Source organism: Microvirga sp. TS319 (genome assembly GCF_041276405.1).
GTDB lineage: Bacteria > Pseudomonadota > Alphaproteobacteria > Rhizobiales > Beijerinckiaceae > Microvirga.
Window position 1 is genome coordinate 821,897 of record NZ_JBGGGT010000001.1, and the last position, 17,835, is coordinate 839,731.

Here is a 17,835-nt window from a genome sequence, read left to right on the forward strand (position 1 = left end):
GAACGCTGCTACTCATCGGAACGGAGAAAGTCATGGCTCAGGAACAGACGGTGCTGGTGACAGGAGGGGCTTCGGGAATTGGTCTTGCGGTCGTCGAGGCCGTTCTGGCCGAGGGCTGGCGCGTCGTCGTGGCGGATCTGGATCCAAAAAACCTCGACCGATGCAGGGAGGCTCTCGGGCCCTTCGGCGACCGTGTGCGGTTCGAGTCGATGAACGTTGCGGACGAGGATACGGTTGTCCGGGTCATTGCTGCGTGCGAGGCTGAGCTGGGCCCGCTGACAGGCGTCGTCAATTCGGCCGGCACTGGGCGTGACGTGGCGGCACTCGACACGAGCGTTGAACTCTTCCGGATGATGCTGGAGGTCAACCTGATCGGCAGCTTCGTCGTTTCCCGCGAGGCCGCCCGGAGAATGCGGGAGCGAGGAGGCGGATCCATCGTCAACATCGCGTCTGTTTCGGGCGTCACGGGAAACAAGGGTCGCGTCGCCTACGGGGCTTCCAAGGGTGGCGTGATCACCATGACCAAGGTGATGGCGGTCGAACTGGCGTCGCTCGGGATTCGGGTGAACGCTATCGCGCCCGGCCCAATCGAGACGCCTCTGGTCCGGGAGGTTCACACGCCCGAGGTGCGCTCCGCTTGGATAGCGGCTGTGCCGCAGCGCCGATACGGCCTGCCGGACGAAATCGCCGGAACCGCAGTCTTCCTGCTCGATGGCCGCAAGTCCAGCTACATCACCGGGCAGACGATCTGCGTCGATGGCGGCTTCTCGACTTCGGGAATTCTGGATGCCGCGGCTGCTATGCCGGCCGAGGCCTCCGGCATGCGATAGGGGTGACCAGGACATGGGCAATCGTTTGAAAGGCAAGACGGCTATCGTGTTCGGGGCAGGATCCTCTGGGGACGGCTGGGGCAACGGCAAAGCCGCAGCCGTAGCCTATGCACGCGAGGGCGCGCGGGTCGCCTGTGTCGACCTGATGCAGGATGCGGCGGAGGAAACGGCCGCCATCATCGAGTCCGAGGGTGGATCAGTTCTGTCGATCGCCGCCGATGTCACTGACGCGGACTCGATCGAAGGCGCCGTGGACCGAACAATTTCCGAATTCGGGCGGATCGACGTTCTGCACAACAATGTCGGCGTGACCCACATGGGCGGTCCCGTCGATCTGAGCGAGGAGCAGTTCAAGGCCGCTCTCGATCTGAATATCGGTCCGGTCTATCGGTCCGCCAAGGCCGTCATCCCCCATATGCTGAGGCAGGGTGGGGGCGCGATCATCAACATCTCGTCGCTTGCGGCCATCCGATGGACTGGCTATCCGTACTTTGCTTATTATGCGAGCAAGGCGGCCGTGAACCAGGCCACCATGGCGCTCGCCATGCAATATGCCCGCAGCGGCATCCGTGCCAACTGCATCATGCCCGGCCTGATCGACACGCCGCTGATCTACAGGCAGATCTCCGCTCAATATTCGTCCGTGGAAGAGATGGTGGCGGCGCGCAATGCCGCCGTTCCACTCGGAAAAATGGGAACAGCGTGGGACATCGCCAATGCCGCGGTGTTCCTCGCGTCCGATGAAGCCCGCTTCATCACAGGAGTCTGCCTTCCGGTGGATGGCGGGCAGAGCTGCGCCGTGTCGGAATTCCACTAGCGCATCGCGCGGCCCGCTGGGTCCGCTCGAACGATGCGCTGATCTAAGAAGGGAGAATGGGATCGATCCCAAAAGTGCAAGTCCGCTTCCCGCGTCCGATGCTCTTGAGTACCGTCAGCGCACAGCGGAATTGTGCTCTTCTATGAACGACATTCAAAATCGAAAACCCGAAGAATGGGGCGTGAGTTCAAATCCGCGCCCGGCGCGAGAAAACACTTAAAGCAAACGGAAGGGAACGGGGATGGCATATGCAACGATGGGCGATGGCGTGCGCCTCTTCTATGAAGTGGCCGGGACAGGTTCGCCCATCGTATTCGTACACGAATTCGGCGGGAACCACTGGAGCTGGGAGCCGCAGGTCGGCTATTTCTCCCGCCGGCATCGATGCGTCACCTATGCGGCGCGCGGCTATCCACCGTCGGATATTCCTGAGACGGTAGACCAGTACTCGCAGGAGCGCGCCGCGGCCGATGTCGTCGATGTGATGAGTGCGGCGGGGATCGAGAAGGCCCACATCGTAGGGCTTTCCATGGGAGCCTTCGCGTGCGTGCATGCTGCGCTGCGCTATCCGGATCGCGTGCTGTCCGCCGTTGTCGCCGGTGCCGGCTACGGCTCCGAGAGGGAACGCCAGGCGACCTTCCGCGAGAATTCGGAACAGGTGGCGAGAGGTTTCGAGGAGCGGGGCTCGGAAGGCTTCGCTCCCATTTACGCAGAGAGCGCATCCCGCGTTCAGTTCCAGGAGAAGGATCCGCGCGGCTGGCAGCTTTTCGCCGAGAGGCTCGCGAAGCATTCGGTGCGCGGGGCTGCGAACACGATGCGCGGCGTCCAGATGCGCCGGCCGTCCCTCTATGATCTCGAGACCGAACTCGCCACGATGCAGGTGCCGTTGCTGGTTGTCGTGGGCGACGAGGATGATCATTCCATCCAACCGGGCATTTTCCTGAAACGGACCGTGCCGCGCTCCGGCCTCGTGATGTTTCCCAAATCCGGCCACACCCTGAACCTGGAGGAGCCTGCGCTATTCAACCGAGTGGTAGCCGAGTTCGTCGCCCAGGTCGAAGCCGGGCGCTGGGGGCCACGCGATCCTCGGGCCGACCCCCGGCAGATCATGCGGGCGGATTGAGAGATGCCGGTTCCGAGCCAAGAAACCCGAGAGGGCGCACATGACTCGAACCAGAGCCTGAACAGGACGTGGGACAGCACAATGAGACACATTCTTCACCCGGGCCCGGCAGCCCTGGAGCGCACGACTGCCGTTGCCGGTACACCAGTTCCACTGCGCTTCGTGCTCGAGCCGGGCGATGCCGTGGATGCGGCCATCGCCAAAGGGTTCGCGACTTCCGGCTGCATCGGCGGCATCGTGGCGTTCCGGGGCGGCCGCTTCGAGCCGTTCCAGTTCGTCATGCCGGCAGCGTCCCCGGACGCGTCTCACGCGGCTTGGTACAGCGACACCTTTGCGCCGGCGGGCCCGGTTGAAATCAGGCGTGGCTGCGCCATCGTCGGAGAGCGTGACGGAAAGCTCTTCATTCACTGCCATGGGATCTGGGCGAGCGCCGAGGGGGTCCAGATGGGCCATTTGCTGGCCCCGAACACGATCGTGGCGGAGCCGATCGAGGTGACAGGAATTGGCACGAGAACTGCGACCTTCAGGGCTGTGCCCGATTCCGAGACAAATTTTACCCTCTTCGAACCAGTTCCGGCAGGCGAATCTGGGCAGGAGGGGGCGGGTCCCCGGGTGATGCTGGCCAAGGTCCGTCCGAACGAGGACATCAGCCTTGCTATCGAGGAGATCTGTTCACGGCACGGAATCACGAAGGCCAGAGTCCATGGAATCGGCAGCCTGAATGGGGTACGCTTTACCGATGGAAGCCGCGTGGAATCCCATGCGACGGAGGTGTTGATCCGCGAGGGCAGGGTGGAACCATCCGGCAGCGATCCCAGAGCCTTTCTCCGAATCGACGTCGTGGATACGGACGGGCGCATCTTTTCCGGGGATCTCGTCCGTGCGGACAATCCCGTTTGTGTGACCTTCGAACTGATGATCGAGGGTATGGCGTGAGCAAGTCCTATCGCAGCCTGATCCTTGCTCGTACGGAAAGATCCGCCAAATATAATCGGCACCAAGGCATCGAGATGGATCATGCCAAGATTAGATCCCCGTTCCCGTCGAAAACGATGGGACGGCTGATGTGAACGCCTGAAGGCTGCGGAGCAGGCATTCACGGGATCTTGCCTGCTTTTCACGCAAGTTACGGCACCGGTGTCGCGGCGAACTTTGCGATGTCGCCATCTCGGCTTCGCGCTGGACAGCGACGAAGGTCGCGCTGATATCGGGGCTGCCTTTTTCCACACTGACATTCCGGCCCTATGTGCCGGAGTGTCGATTGGCAGGGGAAGCCGCTTAGAGCATCGGACCCGAAAGTGGATTCCGCTTTCGGGTCCGATACTCTAGCCCACTTTCCGCGTTTTTGCCTGAGTTACGGGATCGGCGCAAACTATGGCACCCTCCTTCTGGAAGGCTTCGATCTCCTGGTCCGAGAACCCAGCTTCTGTAAGAATCTCCCGCGTATCCTCGCCAAAGACGGGAGAGCCCTTGAGGACGTCACCTGGCGTGCTGGAGAACTTCACCGGAAGGCCCAATGTCTTGACGGGACCGAGTGTCGAATGTTCAACCTCAACCAACATCTTGCGAGCGGCCGTCTGAGGATCGTTGAGGGCCTGCAGCATGTCGTAGACGGGTCCGCAGGGCACGCCCTTCTCGTCGAGAATCCCGAGCCAGTACGCTGCTGGCTTGGTGCGGAAGCGCTCTGCGAGTTTCGCCTCGAGTTCGGGCAGATGCCCCATACGGTCAGCGCCGGTCCGGAACCGGGGATCATCGGCCAGCTCGGGCGCGTCGATAGCGTCGAGCGTACGCAGCCAGTTCTTTTGGTTCGCGCCACCGACAACGATCCAGCCATCCGACGTCTGGAAGGCTTGGTACGGAGCGTTGAGTGGATGCGCCGAGCCCATGGCTTTGGGGACGGAACCGGTTGCAAGTGCAATCGCCGATTGCCAGTAGGTTTGAACGAGAGCCGCTTCGAAAAGGGAGGTCTCGACCCACTGACCCTCGCCAGTCTTGAGACGATGGGCGTAAGCGGCCAGGATGCCCATGGCAGCAAGAATGCCAGCCGTGATGTCCGAGAGTGGCGGACCGCATTTGGCGGGCGCTCCACGTGGCTCTCCTGTGAAACTCATGATGCCGCTCATGGCCTGAGCCACAAGGTCGAAACCGCGTCGATCCTTGTAGGGACCGGTCCGGCCGAATCCCGAGAGCGAGCAATAGATGAGACCGGGATTCTCCTTCCTGAGATCCTCGTATCCGAACCCAAGGCGTTCCATCACGCCCGGACCAAAGTTCTCGACGAGAACGTCGGCTGTCTGCACGAGCCGGCGCAGGACCTTCTTGCCGCCCCCGGTCTTGAGATCGAGCACGATGCCTCGCTTGTTGCGGTTCATCATCATATACGCGGCCGCCTCGTCTCCAATCTTGGGAGGCAGCATGCGCCGTGTGTCGTCACCATCGGGAGATTTCTCGATCTTGATGACGTCTGCGCCCATATCGGCGAGCATGAGCGTGCAGGTCGGCCCCGCCATGACGTGCGTCAGATCGATGACCTTCATTCCATTGAGCGGACCCATCATATCCTCGTCTGTTGTCGCAACACAGGCTTCAGGACACGGATACGTCCCTGTCAGCCGGCCGGGCGGCGCTCGTAAAGGGTGCTGTACTGCTCGCGCAGCACGTTCTTCTGGACTTTGCCCATGGTGTTGCGCGGCAGCTCGTTGACGAAGAGCACGCGCTTGGGCTGCTTGAATTTGGCGAGCTTGTCACGCACGCTCGCCATGATCGTTTCCTCGGTTAGATCGGTATCCTTCACAGGGACCACGATGGCTGTCACGCCCTCGCCGAAATCCGGGTGTGGCACACCAATGACCGCCGATTCCTGCACGCCTTCGACGGCGTCGATGGCGAGCTCAATCTCCTTTGGGTAGACATTGAAGCCGCCCGTGATGATGAGATCCTTACCTCGCCCGACAATGTGGACGTAGCCGCGCTCGTCGATTTTCCCGATGTCGCCGGTGATGAAGAAGCCGTCCGGCCGGAATTCGGACGCTGTCTTCTCTGGCATGCGCCAGTAGCCCTTGAACACGTTCGGGCCCTTCACCTCGATCATGCCGATCTCGCTGGTGCCGAGCTGACGGCCCGTTTCGGGATCGGCAATGCGCAATTCGACACCGGGCAGGGGGAAGCCAACGGTTCCGGCGATTCTGTCACCATCGTAGGGATTGGAGGTGTTCATATTCGTTTCGGTCATACCGTAGCGTTCAAGGATCGCATGGCCAGTGCGCTCCGAGAACTCGTCATGGGTCGATGCAAGAAGCGGCGCCGATCCCGAGATGAAAAGGCGCATGTGCGCGGTGCGTTCGCGCGTAAAATCCGGGTGCTCCAGCAACCGCGTATAGAAGGTGGGAACGCCCATCATGGCAGTGGCGCGTGGCAGAAGCCGGATTACCTCGTCGGCGTCGAACTTCGTCAGGAACAGCATGGAGGCATGAGCGGCGAGCACCACGTTGGTCGCCACGAACAATCCATGGGTGTGATAGATCGGCAGAGCGTGGAGAAGCACGTCGTCCGCCGTGAAGCGCCAGTAATTAACCAGCGTCAGAGCATTCGAAGCCAGATTGCAGTGGGTCAACATGGCACCCTTGGAGCGCCCTGTTGTACCGGAGGTGTAGAGGATCGCCGCAAGATCGTCCGGGCCGGCCGGGTAATCCTCGAAGGTCTCGGGCTGATTGGCCGCAAGCGCGATAAGGCTTCCGTCGCCAGCCGTGCCTAAGGTTTCGGCCCGGCCGCCGACCTTGGCGGCAATGGCGCCAATCTCCGTTTGGGCGGAAGGGCGGCAGACAACGAGGCGAGGTTCCGCGTCTCCAACAAAATAATCGACTTCGCTTGCGGTATAGGCGGTGTTCAGCGGCAGGTAGACGGCTCCGGCTCGTACGCAGGCGACATAAAGGGCGAGCGCTTCAGGAGACTTGTCGACCTGAACGGCGACCCGGTCGCCGGGCCTCACCCCGCAGCCTCTCAAGGCGTGGGCAAGGCGAGCCGTGATCGCAAAGAAGCGCCGATACGTGAGTGTGCCGCCGTCTGCCGTCTCCAGGAAAATCTTGTCCGCTATATCGGGTTGTACATGGAAAAGCGGAAGCAGCGTCGTTGTCATGTCAGGATCAATCTGTCGTTCGTTGGGTGGAATGAGAAAACGAAGAGCCGTTCCCATGCTTTTGAAGTCCCCTTGCTTTCGAAGTTCACTTGCCTTCGAAATTCGGAGGGCGCTTGTTGAGGAACGCGTCGATGCCCTCACGAAAATCCTGGCTCATGTAACACATGAGGATCAGGTCCTCGCCTTGGCCCGGAGGAATCGTCGGGCGCAGCCGGCGCAACGCCTCCTTGCAGGCCTGGAGGGTGAGCGGAGCATGGCCAGCGACGGTGCGGGCGAGCTCCTCAGCACGTGACATCAGTGCGGCCGGATCGGCAACGACTTCGCTGACCAAGCCGATCTCGAGCGCTTCAGGAGCCTCCACCAAGCGGGCCGTGAAGATCATTTCCTTGAGGCGGGCAGGGCCGATCAGGGCAGCGAACCGGCTATAGTTCGACATGGACAGGCAGTTGCCGAGTGTCCGAGCAATCGGCAGGCCGAAGCGCGCGTTATCGGCGGCAATCCGTAAGTCGCAGCAGCCTGCAATTCCAGCACCGCCGCCTGTGCAGGCGCCGGCGATGGCGGCAATCGTCGGAACGCGACAGGTCTCAAGGGCGTTCAACACGCGGTCGATGCGGCCCTCATAGCCGAGGGCGTCCTCTGGGCTGTCGAACGCGCGGAACTGGGAAATGTCCGTACCGGCCGCAAAGGCCTTGCCCCCCGCTCCGGTGAGCACCATGGCCCGGATCGAGCGATCCTCGTGGACCTCGGCGCAGATCTCCGCAAGGCGCTCGTACATGGCGAAGGTGAAGGCGTTGCGGGCCTGCGGCCTGTTGAAGGTGACGAACGCCACCCCATTGCGTCGCTCATAGAGAATTTCATCGCTCGGCGTGGTGATTGGCATCGTTGTCGTATCCATTGGCAGTTTCGATCCTGTCATCTCCACTCTCTCAATCCCTGGATGCCAGCATCGTCAGAATGCAGGGCTTTCCGAGAACTCGATAGCGATCAGGTTCAGTTTGAATTCACAACGTCCATAATGCAAGGTTACAATTGCGAAGTTCGAGATCTGCGCGGCATAATTGTATTCAAATTGAACGAACCTTGACGTTATCCAATACCGTCGGCAACACCGTGCGAGGCTGGTGACGCATAAGGATTAGGCGCGATGTTGCATGATGAGGTGGTGTCCCGGGTTAGGCACATGCTGATGGAGGGTGAGATTCCTCCCGGCGCGCGCGTCCCCGAGCGGGACCTATGCCTGACGCTGGGAATTTCCCGGACGCCTCTGCGCGAGGCGTTGAAGGTCCTCGCTGCCGAAGGTTATGTGGTCCTGTTGCCCAATCGGGGCGCACGAGCGGCCAAGCTGACACAGAAGGACGTGCAGGATCTCTTCGAGGTCTGCGAAAGCCTGGAGGCTGCAGCCGGGGAACTCGCCTGTCAGCGCATCACCGACGACCAGGTCCGGCGAATTGCGTGTCTGCACGACGAAATGGTCTCGCACTACCGCAACGGGGACCTGTTGCAATATTACCGCTGCAATCGATCGATCCATGAAGCGATCGTGGATGCGGCCGACAACGCGGCGCTGGCCTCGCTCTACGAGTCGGTGACAGCGCGCATTCGGCGCGCGCGGTTCGTGGTCCCCATGCCTCCCAGCCACTGGGAGTTGGCGGTGCAGGAGCACGAGGCAATCCTGAACGCCCTGCAGCGGCGGGATGGTTGCGGTCTCTCCCACATTCTTCGCCGGCATCTGCGGCACAAACGTCAAGAGGTGGAGCGCGCCGGCTTCGCAGAGAGTGCAGAAGGTGCACAGCTGCAGACCAGGAGGATGCCACGGACCGCTTCGGCCTAGGGACGCGGATTGTTCAAGATCAGCAGGCTGGCCTAGTCAACGAGAGGAACGAGGAGAATTGAGATGCCGATCTACGAGTTGAATGGCGAGAGGCCCACATTACCACCAGTCGGCCAGCATTGGATTGCACCTGACGCCCATGTCATTGGGCGCGTTCGTCTGGGACATGAGGTCGGAGTCTGGTTCGGCGCCGTCATCCGGGCGGACAATGACACGATCATCATCGGCGATCGAACCAACATTCAGGAAGGAGCGATGCTGCATGTCGACGAGGGATTTCCTCTGACCATCGGCGAGGGCGTCACAATCGGGCATCATGCCATCGTGCATGGCTGTACGATCGGTGACAATTCCCTGATCGGTATGGGGGCAACCGTTTTGAACGGCGCGCGCATCGGCAGGAATTGCCTTGTGGGAGCCAATGCGCTTGTGACCGAGGGCAAGGAGTTCCCTGACAACTCCCTCATTGTCGGCGCGCCTGCGAAAGCCGTGCGGACACTGGATCTGGAGACCGCCGAGAGGCTGCGTGCATCCGCGATGGGTTATGTCGCGAACTGGCAGCGGTTCGCTAAGGGTTTGAAGGTGATCGGATAGCGACCTTCGATCCACATTGGCTCGATCTGTTGAGAGAGCATCGGACGCGGCTTGCTCGATCCGCAGGATGCGCTAAGCCCTATTGGACAGACAGAACCCGTGCGATTGCGGCCGCCGCCGCCAACGTGCGCTGATCATCGCCGATGCGACCGACAATTTGGACGCCGATCGGCATTCCAGATGGCCCGGTCAGGCCCGGCACATTGACGCAGGGCCCTCCCAGCAACGTCCAGACGCGGTTGAAGACCGGATCGCCGGTTGCCTCCAGTCCCCGGGGAGCTTCACCTGGCGCACTGGGGGTCAACAATACGTCCAGGCCATCCAGCGCGTCTGCCATGCCGGCCCGTGCCTCTGCCGCAAGAGATTGAGCGCTGTCGTAATCTTCGGGCGCGATGGCTGCCCCAATCTGAAGGATCTCACGCAGCTTGGCGCTGAGACGATCCGGGTGAGTCAGCATCTCGGACGCACAGGCTCGAGCCCCCTCATACGCCATAATGGTCTTCTGCACCTCGCACAGACCTCGCCAGGATTCCGGGAGCACCACCTCGCGTATATCCAGTCCAGAAGCTTGCAGGCGCTTGACCGCTTCTTCCAAAACTGCCGCCGTCGCAGGTTCAGCTGCATCCCACTCATGGGTTCGAGACAGGCCGATACGTGGGCGGACAGACCGGTTCTCGATACGCAGTCCTGGCCGCCCTGCGAGGACGGAGGCAAAAAGGGCCGCATCCTCAACTGTCCTGGCAAAGACGCCGACCGTATCGAGGCTATCGGCAAACGGCCGCACACCCGTACGGTCGATCAGGCCTTGTGTCGGCTTATAGCCGACGCAGCCGCAATAGCTCGCGGGCCTGATGACAGAGCCGGCCGTCTGGGTGCCGAGAGCCAGCAACACCATGCCATCGGCGACGGCGGCGGCCGAACCAGATGATGAGCCGCCAGGGGTCCGGCCGTAGTCATGCGGATTGTGCGTCTTGCCGGGTTGGAAATAGGCAAATTCAGTCGTTACGGTCTTGCCGAGGATCAATGCACCAGCGTGTCGTGCCAGTGCCACACAGGCGGCATCCCGCGCGGGCTGGTGTTCCTCGTAAATGGGCGAGCCGAAACGCGTCGGCATGTCCGCCGTATCGATGATGTCTTTGACGCCGATCGGCAGTCCCTTCAGCGGCCCCGTGCCGGCGCGGTCGATGCGGCGCGCTGCGTCGAGCACCGCATCCGGCTCCAGGTGCTGCCATGCTTGCACTGCCGGTTCCCGCTCGACGATCCGCTCCAGACAGGCGCGGGCCAGGGCTTCGCAGGTCAAGCTGCCATCGGCGATACGCCGCAGGGCCTCGAGAGCGGTAGGAATCCTGGTCATTCGAACCCATCCTCAACGATATCCATGTATCTCTACCGCTGGATTGCGCCGCAAGGCAAAAGAGGGGCAGGTCACTCCTGCCCCTTCCTGGCTCCTATGCCTCTCGATCAAGAGGAGGCGTGTCGCCGGTGCCGAGATCCCAATACAACCCCGCCATCATGGACAGACCCTCGCGGGCGATTGCGACGGGGAGATGCTCGTTGGGGGCATGCTGGGAACAGCCGGGGTAGGAATGCGGTACCCAAATGGTGCGCAGGTTCAGGATCTCCGAGAAGATGTCGTTCGGGAGCGATCCGCCGAGATTGGGCAGAAGCGCAGGCTTCTTGCCGGTCGTCCTGGCAAGAGAATTGAGGGCCCAGGTTACCCAGGGGTCCTCGGGGTCGAGGCGCGTTGCGTGGAAGATCTCTTCGCGGCTCTTTGCAATCTGAACCATCGTGAAGCCGTGACGATCGAGGTGACGGCGCAGAGCCGGTAGAACCTCGTCCGGGTCAATGCCAACCACGAAACGCAGTTGGCAGCGGGCCCAGGCACTCGGCGGCACGGCGTTGACCGGAGTTTCAGGAACGCCGGATTTCATGGCGAGCACATCGAAGGAACACCAGCCGAAGACCTGCTCGGCCGGTGTCAGCCCCGGCTCACCCCATTCCGGGTCGATGGTCGGGCCATCGGGGCCGCCATCGACCTCGCAATCCGCGAGCGCTCGGCGCACTGCCGCGGGGAGTTCCTTCGGAACCCATTCGTGGATGCGAATCTGGCCTGTCGGCGAGGCGATGCTGGCAATAGCATGGGCGAGCTGGATCGCCGGGTCTGAGAGAATGCCTCCCCAATTGCCTGAATGATGTCCTCCGTCGCGTGCGTTGATCGAGAGATCGAAGGTGACGCCGCCGCGCGAGCCAAGAAAGATCGTCGGCCGCTCGGCATTGAGGCGCGGCCCATCAGACGCGATGAGAACGTCGGCCTTCAGCAGGTCTTTCTGCTCCGCGCACAACTCGCGCAGGCCGGGAGAGCCCATCTCCTCGCCCATCTCGATCAGATATTTGGCGTTGAATCCGAGCTTGCCGCGGGTCTCCAGGACAGCTTTCAGGCCGGCGATATTGATGACGTGCTGACCCTTGTTGTCGACGACGCCGCGGCCATACCAGCGGTCTCCGACTTCCGTGAGCGTCCAGGGGGAAAGGCCCTGGTTCCAGTCCTTATCGAGACCGCGGATCACATCGCCATGGCCGTAGCCGAGGATCGTCGGGACATCAGGGCTCTCGATGCGCTCGGCATAGAGGAACGGGCCCTTCGCCTTTTGATGGTAGAGCGTCCTGCAGGTGAAGCCGAGACTCTCGAGCAGGGGGCGCATCTCCGTTTCGATATAGGCCGTGAGCGTTTCAGCCCGCTCTGGATTCTGGCTCTCGGTCGGCATCGCGACGAGGCGGGCCAGGTCTGTCTTGAGAGCGCCCGAGTCGAAATAGTTCTCAGCCTTTGCAATGGCTGTCTCGCGAGTCATGGGGCTATTCCTTCCGTTGAAAATCCGATTGGCAAGGTCACAGATTGGCGCGTGTGTCCTGTCCGGGATCATGGAGATGGCAGGCAACCATATCCCGCTCGAACCGGACGAGGCGCGGTTCAGACGTGCTGCACTGAGGCATCCGCGCCGGACAGCGCGGATGGAAGGGGCATCCCGGGGGCGGGTTGAGGGGATCTGGAAAGGCGAGGCCGAGTCCAGTTTCCGGAATGCCTCGTCCAGGCTCAGGTGTCAGGACGGACGCCAAGAGCGCCTTGGTGTAAGGGTGCCGGGGCGCCCTGAAGAGGGTTTCCGTTTCGGCCAATTCAACGACGCGGCCGAGATACATCACCGCCACGCGTGTCGCGATGTGCTCGACCACAGCGAGGTTGTGGCTGATGAACACGTAGGTCAGGCCGAGTTCACGGCGCAGATCCATGAGCAGGTTCAGAATTTGCGACTGAACCGAGACGTCCAGCGCGGAGGTCGGCTCGTCGCAGACCACGAGTTCCGGATTCATGACAAGCGCCCGAGCAATGGCGACGCGCTGACGCTGGCCACCTGAAAGTTCGCGGGGATAGCGGTCGGCGAAACGCTGTGGCAGACCCACCTTGTCGAGGGTCTCAAGCGTGCGCTTGCGCCGCTCCGCCGCCGTGCCGATGCCGTGCACTTCCAGCGGCAGGGCCACGATGGACGCGATGGTGCGGCGCGGGTTGAGCGAGGAATAGGGATCCTGAAAAACAGGCTGCACGCGCCGGGCCATGCCTTTGCGGCTGAGCGAGCGGATATCCGTTCCATCCAGCGTGATGCCGCCGCCTGTGGGCGGCAGGAGGCCGAGCAGCATGCGGGCAAGCGTGGACTTGCCGCAGCCGGATTCGCCCACAATTCCCAACACTTCCCCTTTGCGGATATCGAGGCTGATGCCGTTGACCGCATGCAGGGTTCGCCGGGACTTGAACATGCCCTGACTGACCTCGAAGGAGCGGGTGAGATCTCGGGTTTCGAGGATCGCCGTCATGCTGCGTTCTCCAGAATGCAACGCCATTGATGGCCCTCCGCAGCTTCGTTCAAGGGCGGCGCCATAGCGCAGATGTCGCGGGCGTGGCTGCAGCGGTCGCGGAAGCTGCAGCCGCGAATCTCACCCACCAGAGAGGGTACGACCCCGGGAATGACGCCGAGCTTTCCGCCTCGAACCGTGCGGCCCGGCACGGGTATGCAGTCGATCAGCCCCTTCGTGTAGGGATGCTGCGGATTGGCGAAGAGCGATGCGGTCGGCCCTTGTTCAACGATCTGCCCGGCATACATGACGGCCACCCGATCGGCGATGCGTGCCACGATGCCGAGATCGTGGGTGATCAGGACCATGGCAATGCCCAGCTCGCGCTGCAGGTCGGCCAGAAGGTGCAGGATCTGCGCCTGGATCGTCACATCAAGGGCCGTTGTCGGCTCGTCCGCGATCAGCAGGTCGGGGCCGCACATCAGAGCCATGGCGATCATGATGCGCTGACGCAGGCCGCCCGAGAGCTGGTGGGGGAATTGTCCGAGACGCTGGGCCGCCGAAGCGATGCCGACCTTGCCGAGCAGATGGACGGCCCGTTCCCGCGCCTCCGCCTCGCTCGCATTGCGGTGCTGGCGGTAGGCTTCCACGAGTTGATTGCCGATCGTATAGGCCGGGTTCAGCGCCGTCATGGGCTCCTGAAAGATCATCGCCATGCGGTCGCCGCGCAGGGCATTGATGCGCTTCCGGCTCGCCTTGCCGAGATCCTCGCCCGCAAAGGCGATGCGCCGGGCTTTCCGGGTGGCTGCCTTGGGCAAAAGGTCCATGATCGCGAGGGAGGTCATGGACTTGCCGCAGCCGGACTCGCCTACGAGACAGAGCGTCTCGCCGCGCCTTACGGAAAAGGAGATGTCGCGCACGGCGTGGAGGGCGCCACGGGGAGTGTCGATGTCGACGTTCAGACCGTCGACTTCAAGAATAACGTCGCTCATGGCTCAGGCCCGTCCTTCCGGTGAAATCACGTCACGCAGGCCGTCCCCCGCCAGGTTGATCGCGAAAATCAGCAGCGCCAGAGCCGATCCCGGGATCGCAATGAGCCAGAACGAAAAGAACATGTAGGCTTTTGCCTCCGCAATCATGAGGCCCCAGGAGGGCAGGGGAGGCTGCACGCCAAGGCCCAGGAAGGAGAGGGCTGCCTCGAGCAGGATCGCACTCGCAGCCTCGAGAGTCGCAATGACGATCAGATGAGGAGCGATGTTCGGCAGGACCTCCTGGAGAATGATACGTGTGGTCGACGCTCCGGCCGCCTGTGCGGCCGCCACGTAGTCGAGTGAGCGGACCTGCTGGGTCGCACTGCGCATCACCACGGCGAAGCGGTCCCACTTGAGGAATCCGAGCACCAAAATGACGACCCAAAGGGAGCCGCCGACCATCGCCACCACGGCAAGTGCCACAAGGATGACCGGCATCGAGAGACGGGTCGTCACGATGAAGGTCATCAGAAGGTCGACCTTGCCGCCGAAATAGCCGGCCGCCAAGCCCATCGCCGTTCCGATGATGCCAGAAATCAGTACCACGCTGACGCCGATCAGCAGAGAGATTCGCGCGCCGTAGAGCATGCGGGACAGGTAGTCGCGCCCGAGCTGGTCGGTGCCGAGCGGATGCAGCCACGATCCCTTGGCGTACCAGACGGGTGGTACATTGCGGAGCGAGAGGTTCTGCACATAGGGATCGTGTGGCGCAATCAGGGGCGCGAGCAGAGCCAGCGCGACGATGACCGCCAAGATCCCGGTGCCGATCACGAAGGCCTTCTGGCCGAGGAAGCGGCGCACGAGGCGCATGCCGGGCGAGGGTTCCGCGATGGCGGGGATGGAAAGCGGAGTGTCGGTCATGTCAGGCCACCCGGATGCGCGGATCGAGCCACGCGTTGGCAATGTCGGAGGCAAGCGTCAGAAGGACATAGACCACCGAGAGCAGCAGGACGACGACCTGCATGACAGGGAAGTCCTTGTAGGTGATGCTCTGGTAGGCCAGATAGCCGAGACCATCGAGGGCAAAGATCGTCTCGATGACGACGGACCCGCCAAGCAGGAAGCCGAGCTGCACGGCGGTGAGCGCCACGACCGGGACGACGGCGTTACGCAGGGCATGCTTGAAGATGACCTTGTAGGCCGGCAGGCCCTTGGCCCGGGCGGTCCTGATGTAGTCGGAGGATAGAACCTCGATCATTCCGGCGCGGATGAGCCGCATGAAGGCCGGAGCGACGTAATAGCCAAGAGCAATTGTCGGCATGATGAAGTGCAGCCACGTGCCGGAACCCGAGACAGGCAGCCAGCGCAGCGTGATGGAGAAGATCATCACGAGGATCAGGGCGAAGAAGAAGTTCGGAAGCGCCTGACCGACCACGGCAATAGCCAGCGCCACCCGGTCGATCCAGCTGTTCGCGTACACGGCGGCCAGCACGCCCAGGGGAATGGATATGAGGAGCGCGAATCCGAGCGACGTGAAGCCGAGAATGAGGGTCGTCGGCAGCTTGTCGAGAACGAGCTTGCTCACCTCGGTCTTGAAATACAGGGACGTTCCAAAATCGCCCCTGAGGGTCTGCCAGAGCCAATCGATGTATTGCACGATGAGCGGCCGGTCGAGGCCGTAGGTCTTGCGGATGATCTCGAGATCCGCCTTCTGCGCACCTTCGCCCGCGATGGCCACCGCAATATCGCCCGACAAGCGCAGGAGAAAGAAAGCGATCGCTGAGACCGCCAACGCGACCAGGAGCGCCAAACCCAAGCGTTTGAGGATGTAGCCGAGCACGGCATTCTCCATAGAGGCCTAAAGAATCGGCCAAATTGCCTGTATGACCGCAACAGCGGCGCATGGAGCCGGAATACAATCCGCTCAAGCCGAGGATTTCGGGCACGCCGCCACAACAGGGACGCGTGCCCGCGTTTTCGCCAGCGGATTGCCGTGAGCGATCCTTGGGGACCGCCCCGGCTTCTTCGGCTTACTTCCAGTTCATTTCCCAGAAGCGGGGCATCTCGTCCGGATAGGCCTTGAAGTTCAGGTCCGACGTGGCGACGTAGTAGACCGGAAGCGAGTAGAGCGGCACAGCATACGCCTTGTCGGCGATGATCTTCAGGGCTTCCCGGTAGGATGTTTTGCGGATCTGCGGATCGACCGATGTGTCACCCTTGGTCAGCAGATCGCGTACCTGCGGGTCGCGGGTGATGTCCTCGGTCCGGAAAGCGAAATAATTCGACGTTGCCGCGGACACGTCGTTGACCGAGAACGAGCCCCAGGTCTGATGGGTGAGCATCGCCTTGTTGCCGGCAACCTGCTCGCGCATGGCGGCATATTGCAGGAAGCGCAGGTTCGTCTTAATGCCGACCGCCTGAAGATAGCCGATCAGGGCTTCGGTCTGGTTGCGCTCGCGGTAGGCCACGATATCGAGATCGAGGCCATTCGGATAGCCAGCCTCGGCAAGGAGCTGTTTCGCCTTGGCAGGATCGTACGGATAGCGCGTGGCGCCGTCGTCGGTGCATCCGAACTGGCTTGGGAAGCAGATGGTGTGGATAACGCGCGAGCCCGCGCCAACAATCTGCTTCACCATGCTTTCACGATCGATGGCGTGGATAATGGCCTTGCGCACGCGCTCGTCCTTCAGGGCCGGAGCCGGTGTGCCCTCAAGCGTGTTCATCTGCATAAACACGATGCGCATGGTTTCGCCGGAGACAACCTGGAGGGTGGGAACGGTTTCCAGCTGTTCCGCCTGGTCCTTCGGCACGCTCATGATGAAGTCGAGGCCGTTGGACAGAGCTTCCGCCATCTGGGTCTGACGGTCCGGAATGAAGCGGATCTCGATTTTGGCAATCTTAGGCTGCGGCTTCGGCGAGTCCTTGAAATAATCGGCGTTCTTTTCGAGCGTGATCGATTTGCCCGGAACGTAGTTCGTCACCTTGTAGGGTCCGGAGCCGACGGGCTTGTCGTTCTGCCCCTTTGGGCCAACCTTCTCGTAATACTCGTTCGGGTGGATGACGACCGGCCCGGCGAGATACTCGATGGCCGCCGGGAAGACCTGCTTGGTCGTGATGCGGACCTTGTACTTGTCGATCTTCTCGGCCTTCTCGATCCAGCTGACGTTGGCCTGGGTGACGACCTTGTTCTCAGGCTTGGAGATGAAGTTCATCGTGTAGACGACATCGTCCGCATCGAACTCCTCGCCGTTGTGGAACTTCACACCCTGTCTCAGGTCGAACTCGAGCGTACGGTCATCGATCTGACGCCAGGCGGTCGCGAGCTGGCCTTTGTACTCGTTGGTGTTCGGATCGCGGTAGACGAGCGTGTCCCAGACGTGCTGGCCGATGATGACGCCGATGCGGACGTTGTTGAAGAACGGATCCACGCTCTCTGGCGCCTGATCATAGGCAAACCGGATTGTATTGTCGGCTTTGCCCGCGAGGGCAGGGGCTGCGAAGACGCTGGTCAGGAGCGCGGTGGAAGCGAGGCTGAGCAGCGCCGCCTTACGTATCAAACTCATTTTAATCCTCTGGAATTGTGCTTGTTATTGTGTTTCTCGTTTTGCGCGCCAGTGATCGTTCTCGATCAGAAGGCGACGCGGAACCATTCCAAGCCTGCCAAGAATAGGGGCTTGCTTCAATTAGAATG

Annotated in this window: 16 protein-coding genes; 6 read left to right on the forward strand and 10 right to left on the reverse strand. The window is 61.9% G+C overall.

Annotation, left to right across the window (positions count from 1 at the left end; translation table 11 throughout):
* Nucleotides 1–32: 32 nt before the first annotated feature.
* The 4 genes from AB8841_RS03715 (at nucleotide 33) to AB8841_RS03730 (ending at nucleotide 3,706) form a co-directional block, all read left to right on the forward strand.
* A complete protein-coding gene (locus tag AB8841_RS03715) occupies nucleotides 33–830 on the forward strand; it encodes an SDR family NAD(P)-dependent oxidoreductase (protein WP_370434513.1) in 798 nt (265 codons plus the stop codon).
* A gap of 13 nt (nucleotides 831–843) precedes the next feature.
* Nucleotides 844–1,647 (forward strand): SDR family NAD(P)-dependent oxidoreductase, encoded by an 804-nt coding sequence (locus tag AB8841_RS03720; protein ID WP_370434514.1) that lies wholly within the window; start codon nucleotides 844–846, stop codon nucleotides 1,645–1,647.
* Nucleotides 1,648–1,888: 241 nt separating this feature from the next.
* Entirely contained in the window at nucleotides 1,889–2,770 is an 882-nt protein-coding gene (locus AB8841_RS03725; protein ID WP_370434515.1) for an alpha/beta fold hydrolase, read from the forward strand.
* 81 nt (nucleotides 2,771–2,851) lie between these two features.
* The gene (locus AB8841_RS03730; protein ID WP_370434516.1) at nucleotides 2,852–3,706 is read left to right on the forward strand and encodes a PCC domain-containing protein; all 855 of its coding nucleotides are present in this window, start codon (nucleotides 2,852–2,854) and stop codon (nucleotides 3,704–3,706) included.
* A gap of 389 nt (nucleotides 3,707–4,095) precedes the next feature.
* On the opposite strand, the gene AB8841_RS03735 is transcribed toward AB8841_RS03730, so the two are convergent.
* The 3 genes from AB8841_RS03735 to AB8841_RS03745 all read right to left on the reverse strand — a co-directional run bounded on the left by AB8841_RS03735 (nucleotide 4,096) and on the right by AB8841_RS03745 (nucleotide 7,785).
* The gene (locus AB8841_RS03735) at nucleotides 4,096–5,328 is read right to left on the reverse strand and encodes a CaiB/BaiF CoA transferase family protein (RefSeq protein ID WP_370434517.1); all 1,233 of its coding nucleotides are present in this window, start codon (nucleotides 5,326–5,328) and stop codon (nucleotides 4,096–4,098) included.
* Nucleotides 5,329–5,378: 50 nt separating this feature from the next.
* Nucleotides 5,379–6,905, reverse strand: coding sequence for a malonyl-CoA synthase (locus tag AB8841_RS03740; RefSeq protein WP_370434518.1), 1,527 nt, complete (start codon nucleotides 6,903–6,905; stop codon nucleotides 5,379–5,381).
* Nucleotides 6,906–6,990: 85 nt separating this feature from the next.
* On the reverse strand, nucleotides 6,991–7,785 hold the full coding sequence (locus tag AB8841_RS03745; RefSeq protein WP_370434519.1) for an enoyl-CoA hydratase/isomerase family protein: 795 nt from the start codon (nucleotides 7,783–7,785) through the stop codon (nucleotides 6,991–6,993).
* A 264-nt stretch (nucleotides 7,786–8,049) separates the two neighbouring features.
* On the opposite strand from AB8841_RS03745, the gene AB8841_RS03750 reads away from it, so the two are divergent.
* Nucleotides 8,050–8,736 (forward strand): GntR family transcriptional regulator, encoded by a 687-nt coding sequence (locus AB8841_RS03750; protein WP_370434520.1) that lies wholly within the window; start codon nucleotides 8,050–8,052, stop codon nucleotides 8,734–8,736.
* Between the two features lie 63 nt (nucleotides 8,737–8,799).
* Nucleotides 8,800–9,330, forward strand: a complete 531-nt coding sequence (locus AB8841_RS03755; protein WP_370434521.1) for a gamma carbonic anhydrase family protein — start codon at nucleotides 8,800–8,802, stop codon at nucleotides 9,328–9,330.
* 79 nt (nucleotides 9,331–9,409) lie between these two features.
* Here the strand turns inward: AB8841_RS03755 and AB8841_RS03760 are convergent, their stop codons facing one another.
* The 7 genes from AB8841_RS03760 to AB8841_RS03790 all read right to left on the reverse strand — a co-directional run bounded on the left by AB8841_RS03760 (nucleotide 9,410) and on the right by AB8841_RS03790 (nucleotide 17,707).
* On the reverse strand, nucleotides 9,410–10,630 hold the full coding sequence (locus AB8841_RS03760; RefSeq protein WP_370434522.1) for an amidase: 1,221 nt from the start codon (nucleotides 10,628–10,630) through the stop codon (nucleotides 9,410–9,412).
* A gap of 148 nt (nucleotides 10,631–10,778) precedes the next feature.
* Nucleotides 10,779–12,179: a M20 family metallopeptidase gene (locus AB8841_RS03765; RefSeq protein ID WP_370434523.1), complete on the reverse strand. Its 1,401-nt coding sequence runs from the start codon at nucleotides 12,177–12,179 to the stop codon at nucleotides 10,779–10,781.
* 37 nt (nucleotides 12,180–12,216) lie between these two features.
* Nucleotides 12,217–13,194 carry an ABC transporter ATP-binding protein gene (locus AB8841_RS03770; protein ID WP_370434524.1) on the reverse strand — a complete coding sequence of 326 codons (978 nt, stop codon included), beginning with the start codon at nucleotides 13,192–13,194 and terminating at the stop codon, nucleotides 12,217–12,219.
* Complete coding sequence (locus AB8841_RS03775) at nucleotides 13,191–14,165, reverse strand: ABC transporter ATP-binding protein (RefSeq protein ID WP_370434525.1); 975 nt, start codon at nucleotides 14,163–14,165, stop codon at nucleotides 13,191–13,193. The genes AB8841_RS03770 and AB8841_RS03775 overlap by 4 nt, the downstream gene beginning before the upstream one ends.
* Nucleotides 14,166–14,168: 3 nt before the next feature.
* A complete protein-coding gene (locus AB8841_RS03780; RefSeq protein ID WP_370434526.1) occupies nucleotides 14,169–15,065 on the reverse strand; it encodes an ABC transporter permease in 897 nt (298 codons plus the stop codon).
* A 1-nt stretch (nucleotide 15,066) separates the two neighbouring features.
* Nucleotides 15,067–15,984 (reverse strand): ABC transporter permease, encoded by a 918-nt coding sequence (locus tag AB8841_RS03785; RefSeq protein ID WP_370434527.1) that lies wholly within the window; start codon nucleotides 15,982–15,984, stop codon nucleotides 15,067–15,069.
* Between the two features lie 190 nt (nucleotides 15,985–16,174).
* Nucleotides 16,175–17,707, reverse strand: a complete 1,533-nt coding sequence (locus AB8841_RS03790; protein WP_370434528.1) for an ABC transporter substrate-binding protein — start codon at nucleotides 17,705–17,707, stop codon at nucleotides 16,175–16,177.
* Nucleotides 17,708–17,835 lie beyond the last annotated feature (128 nt).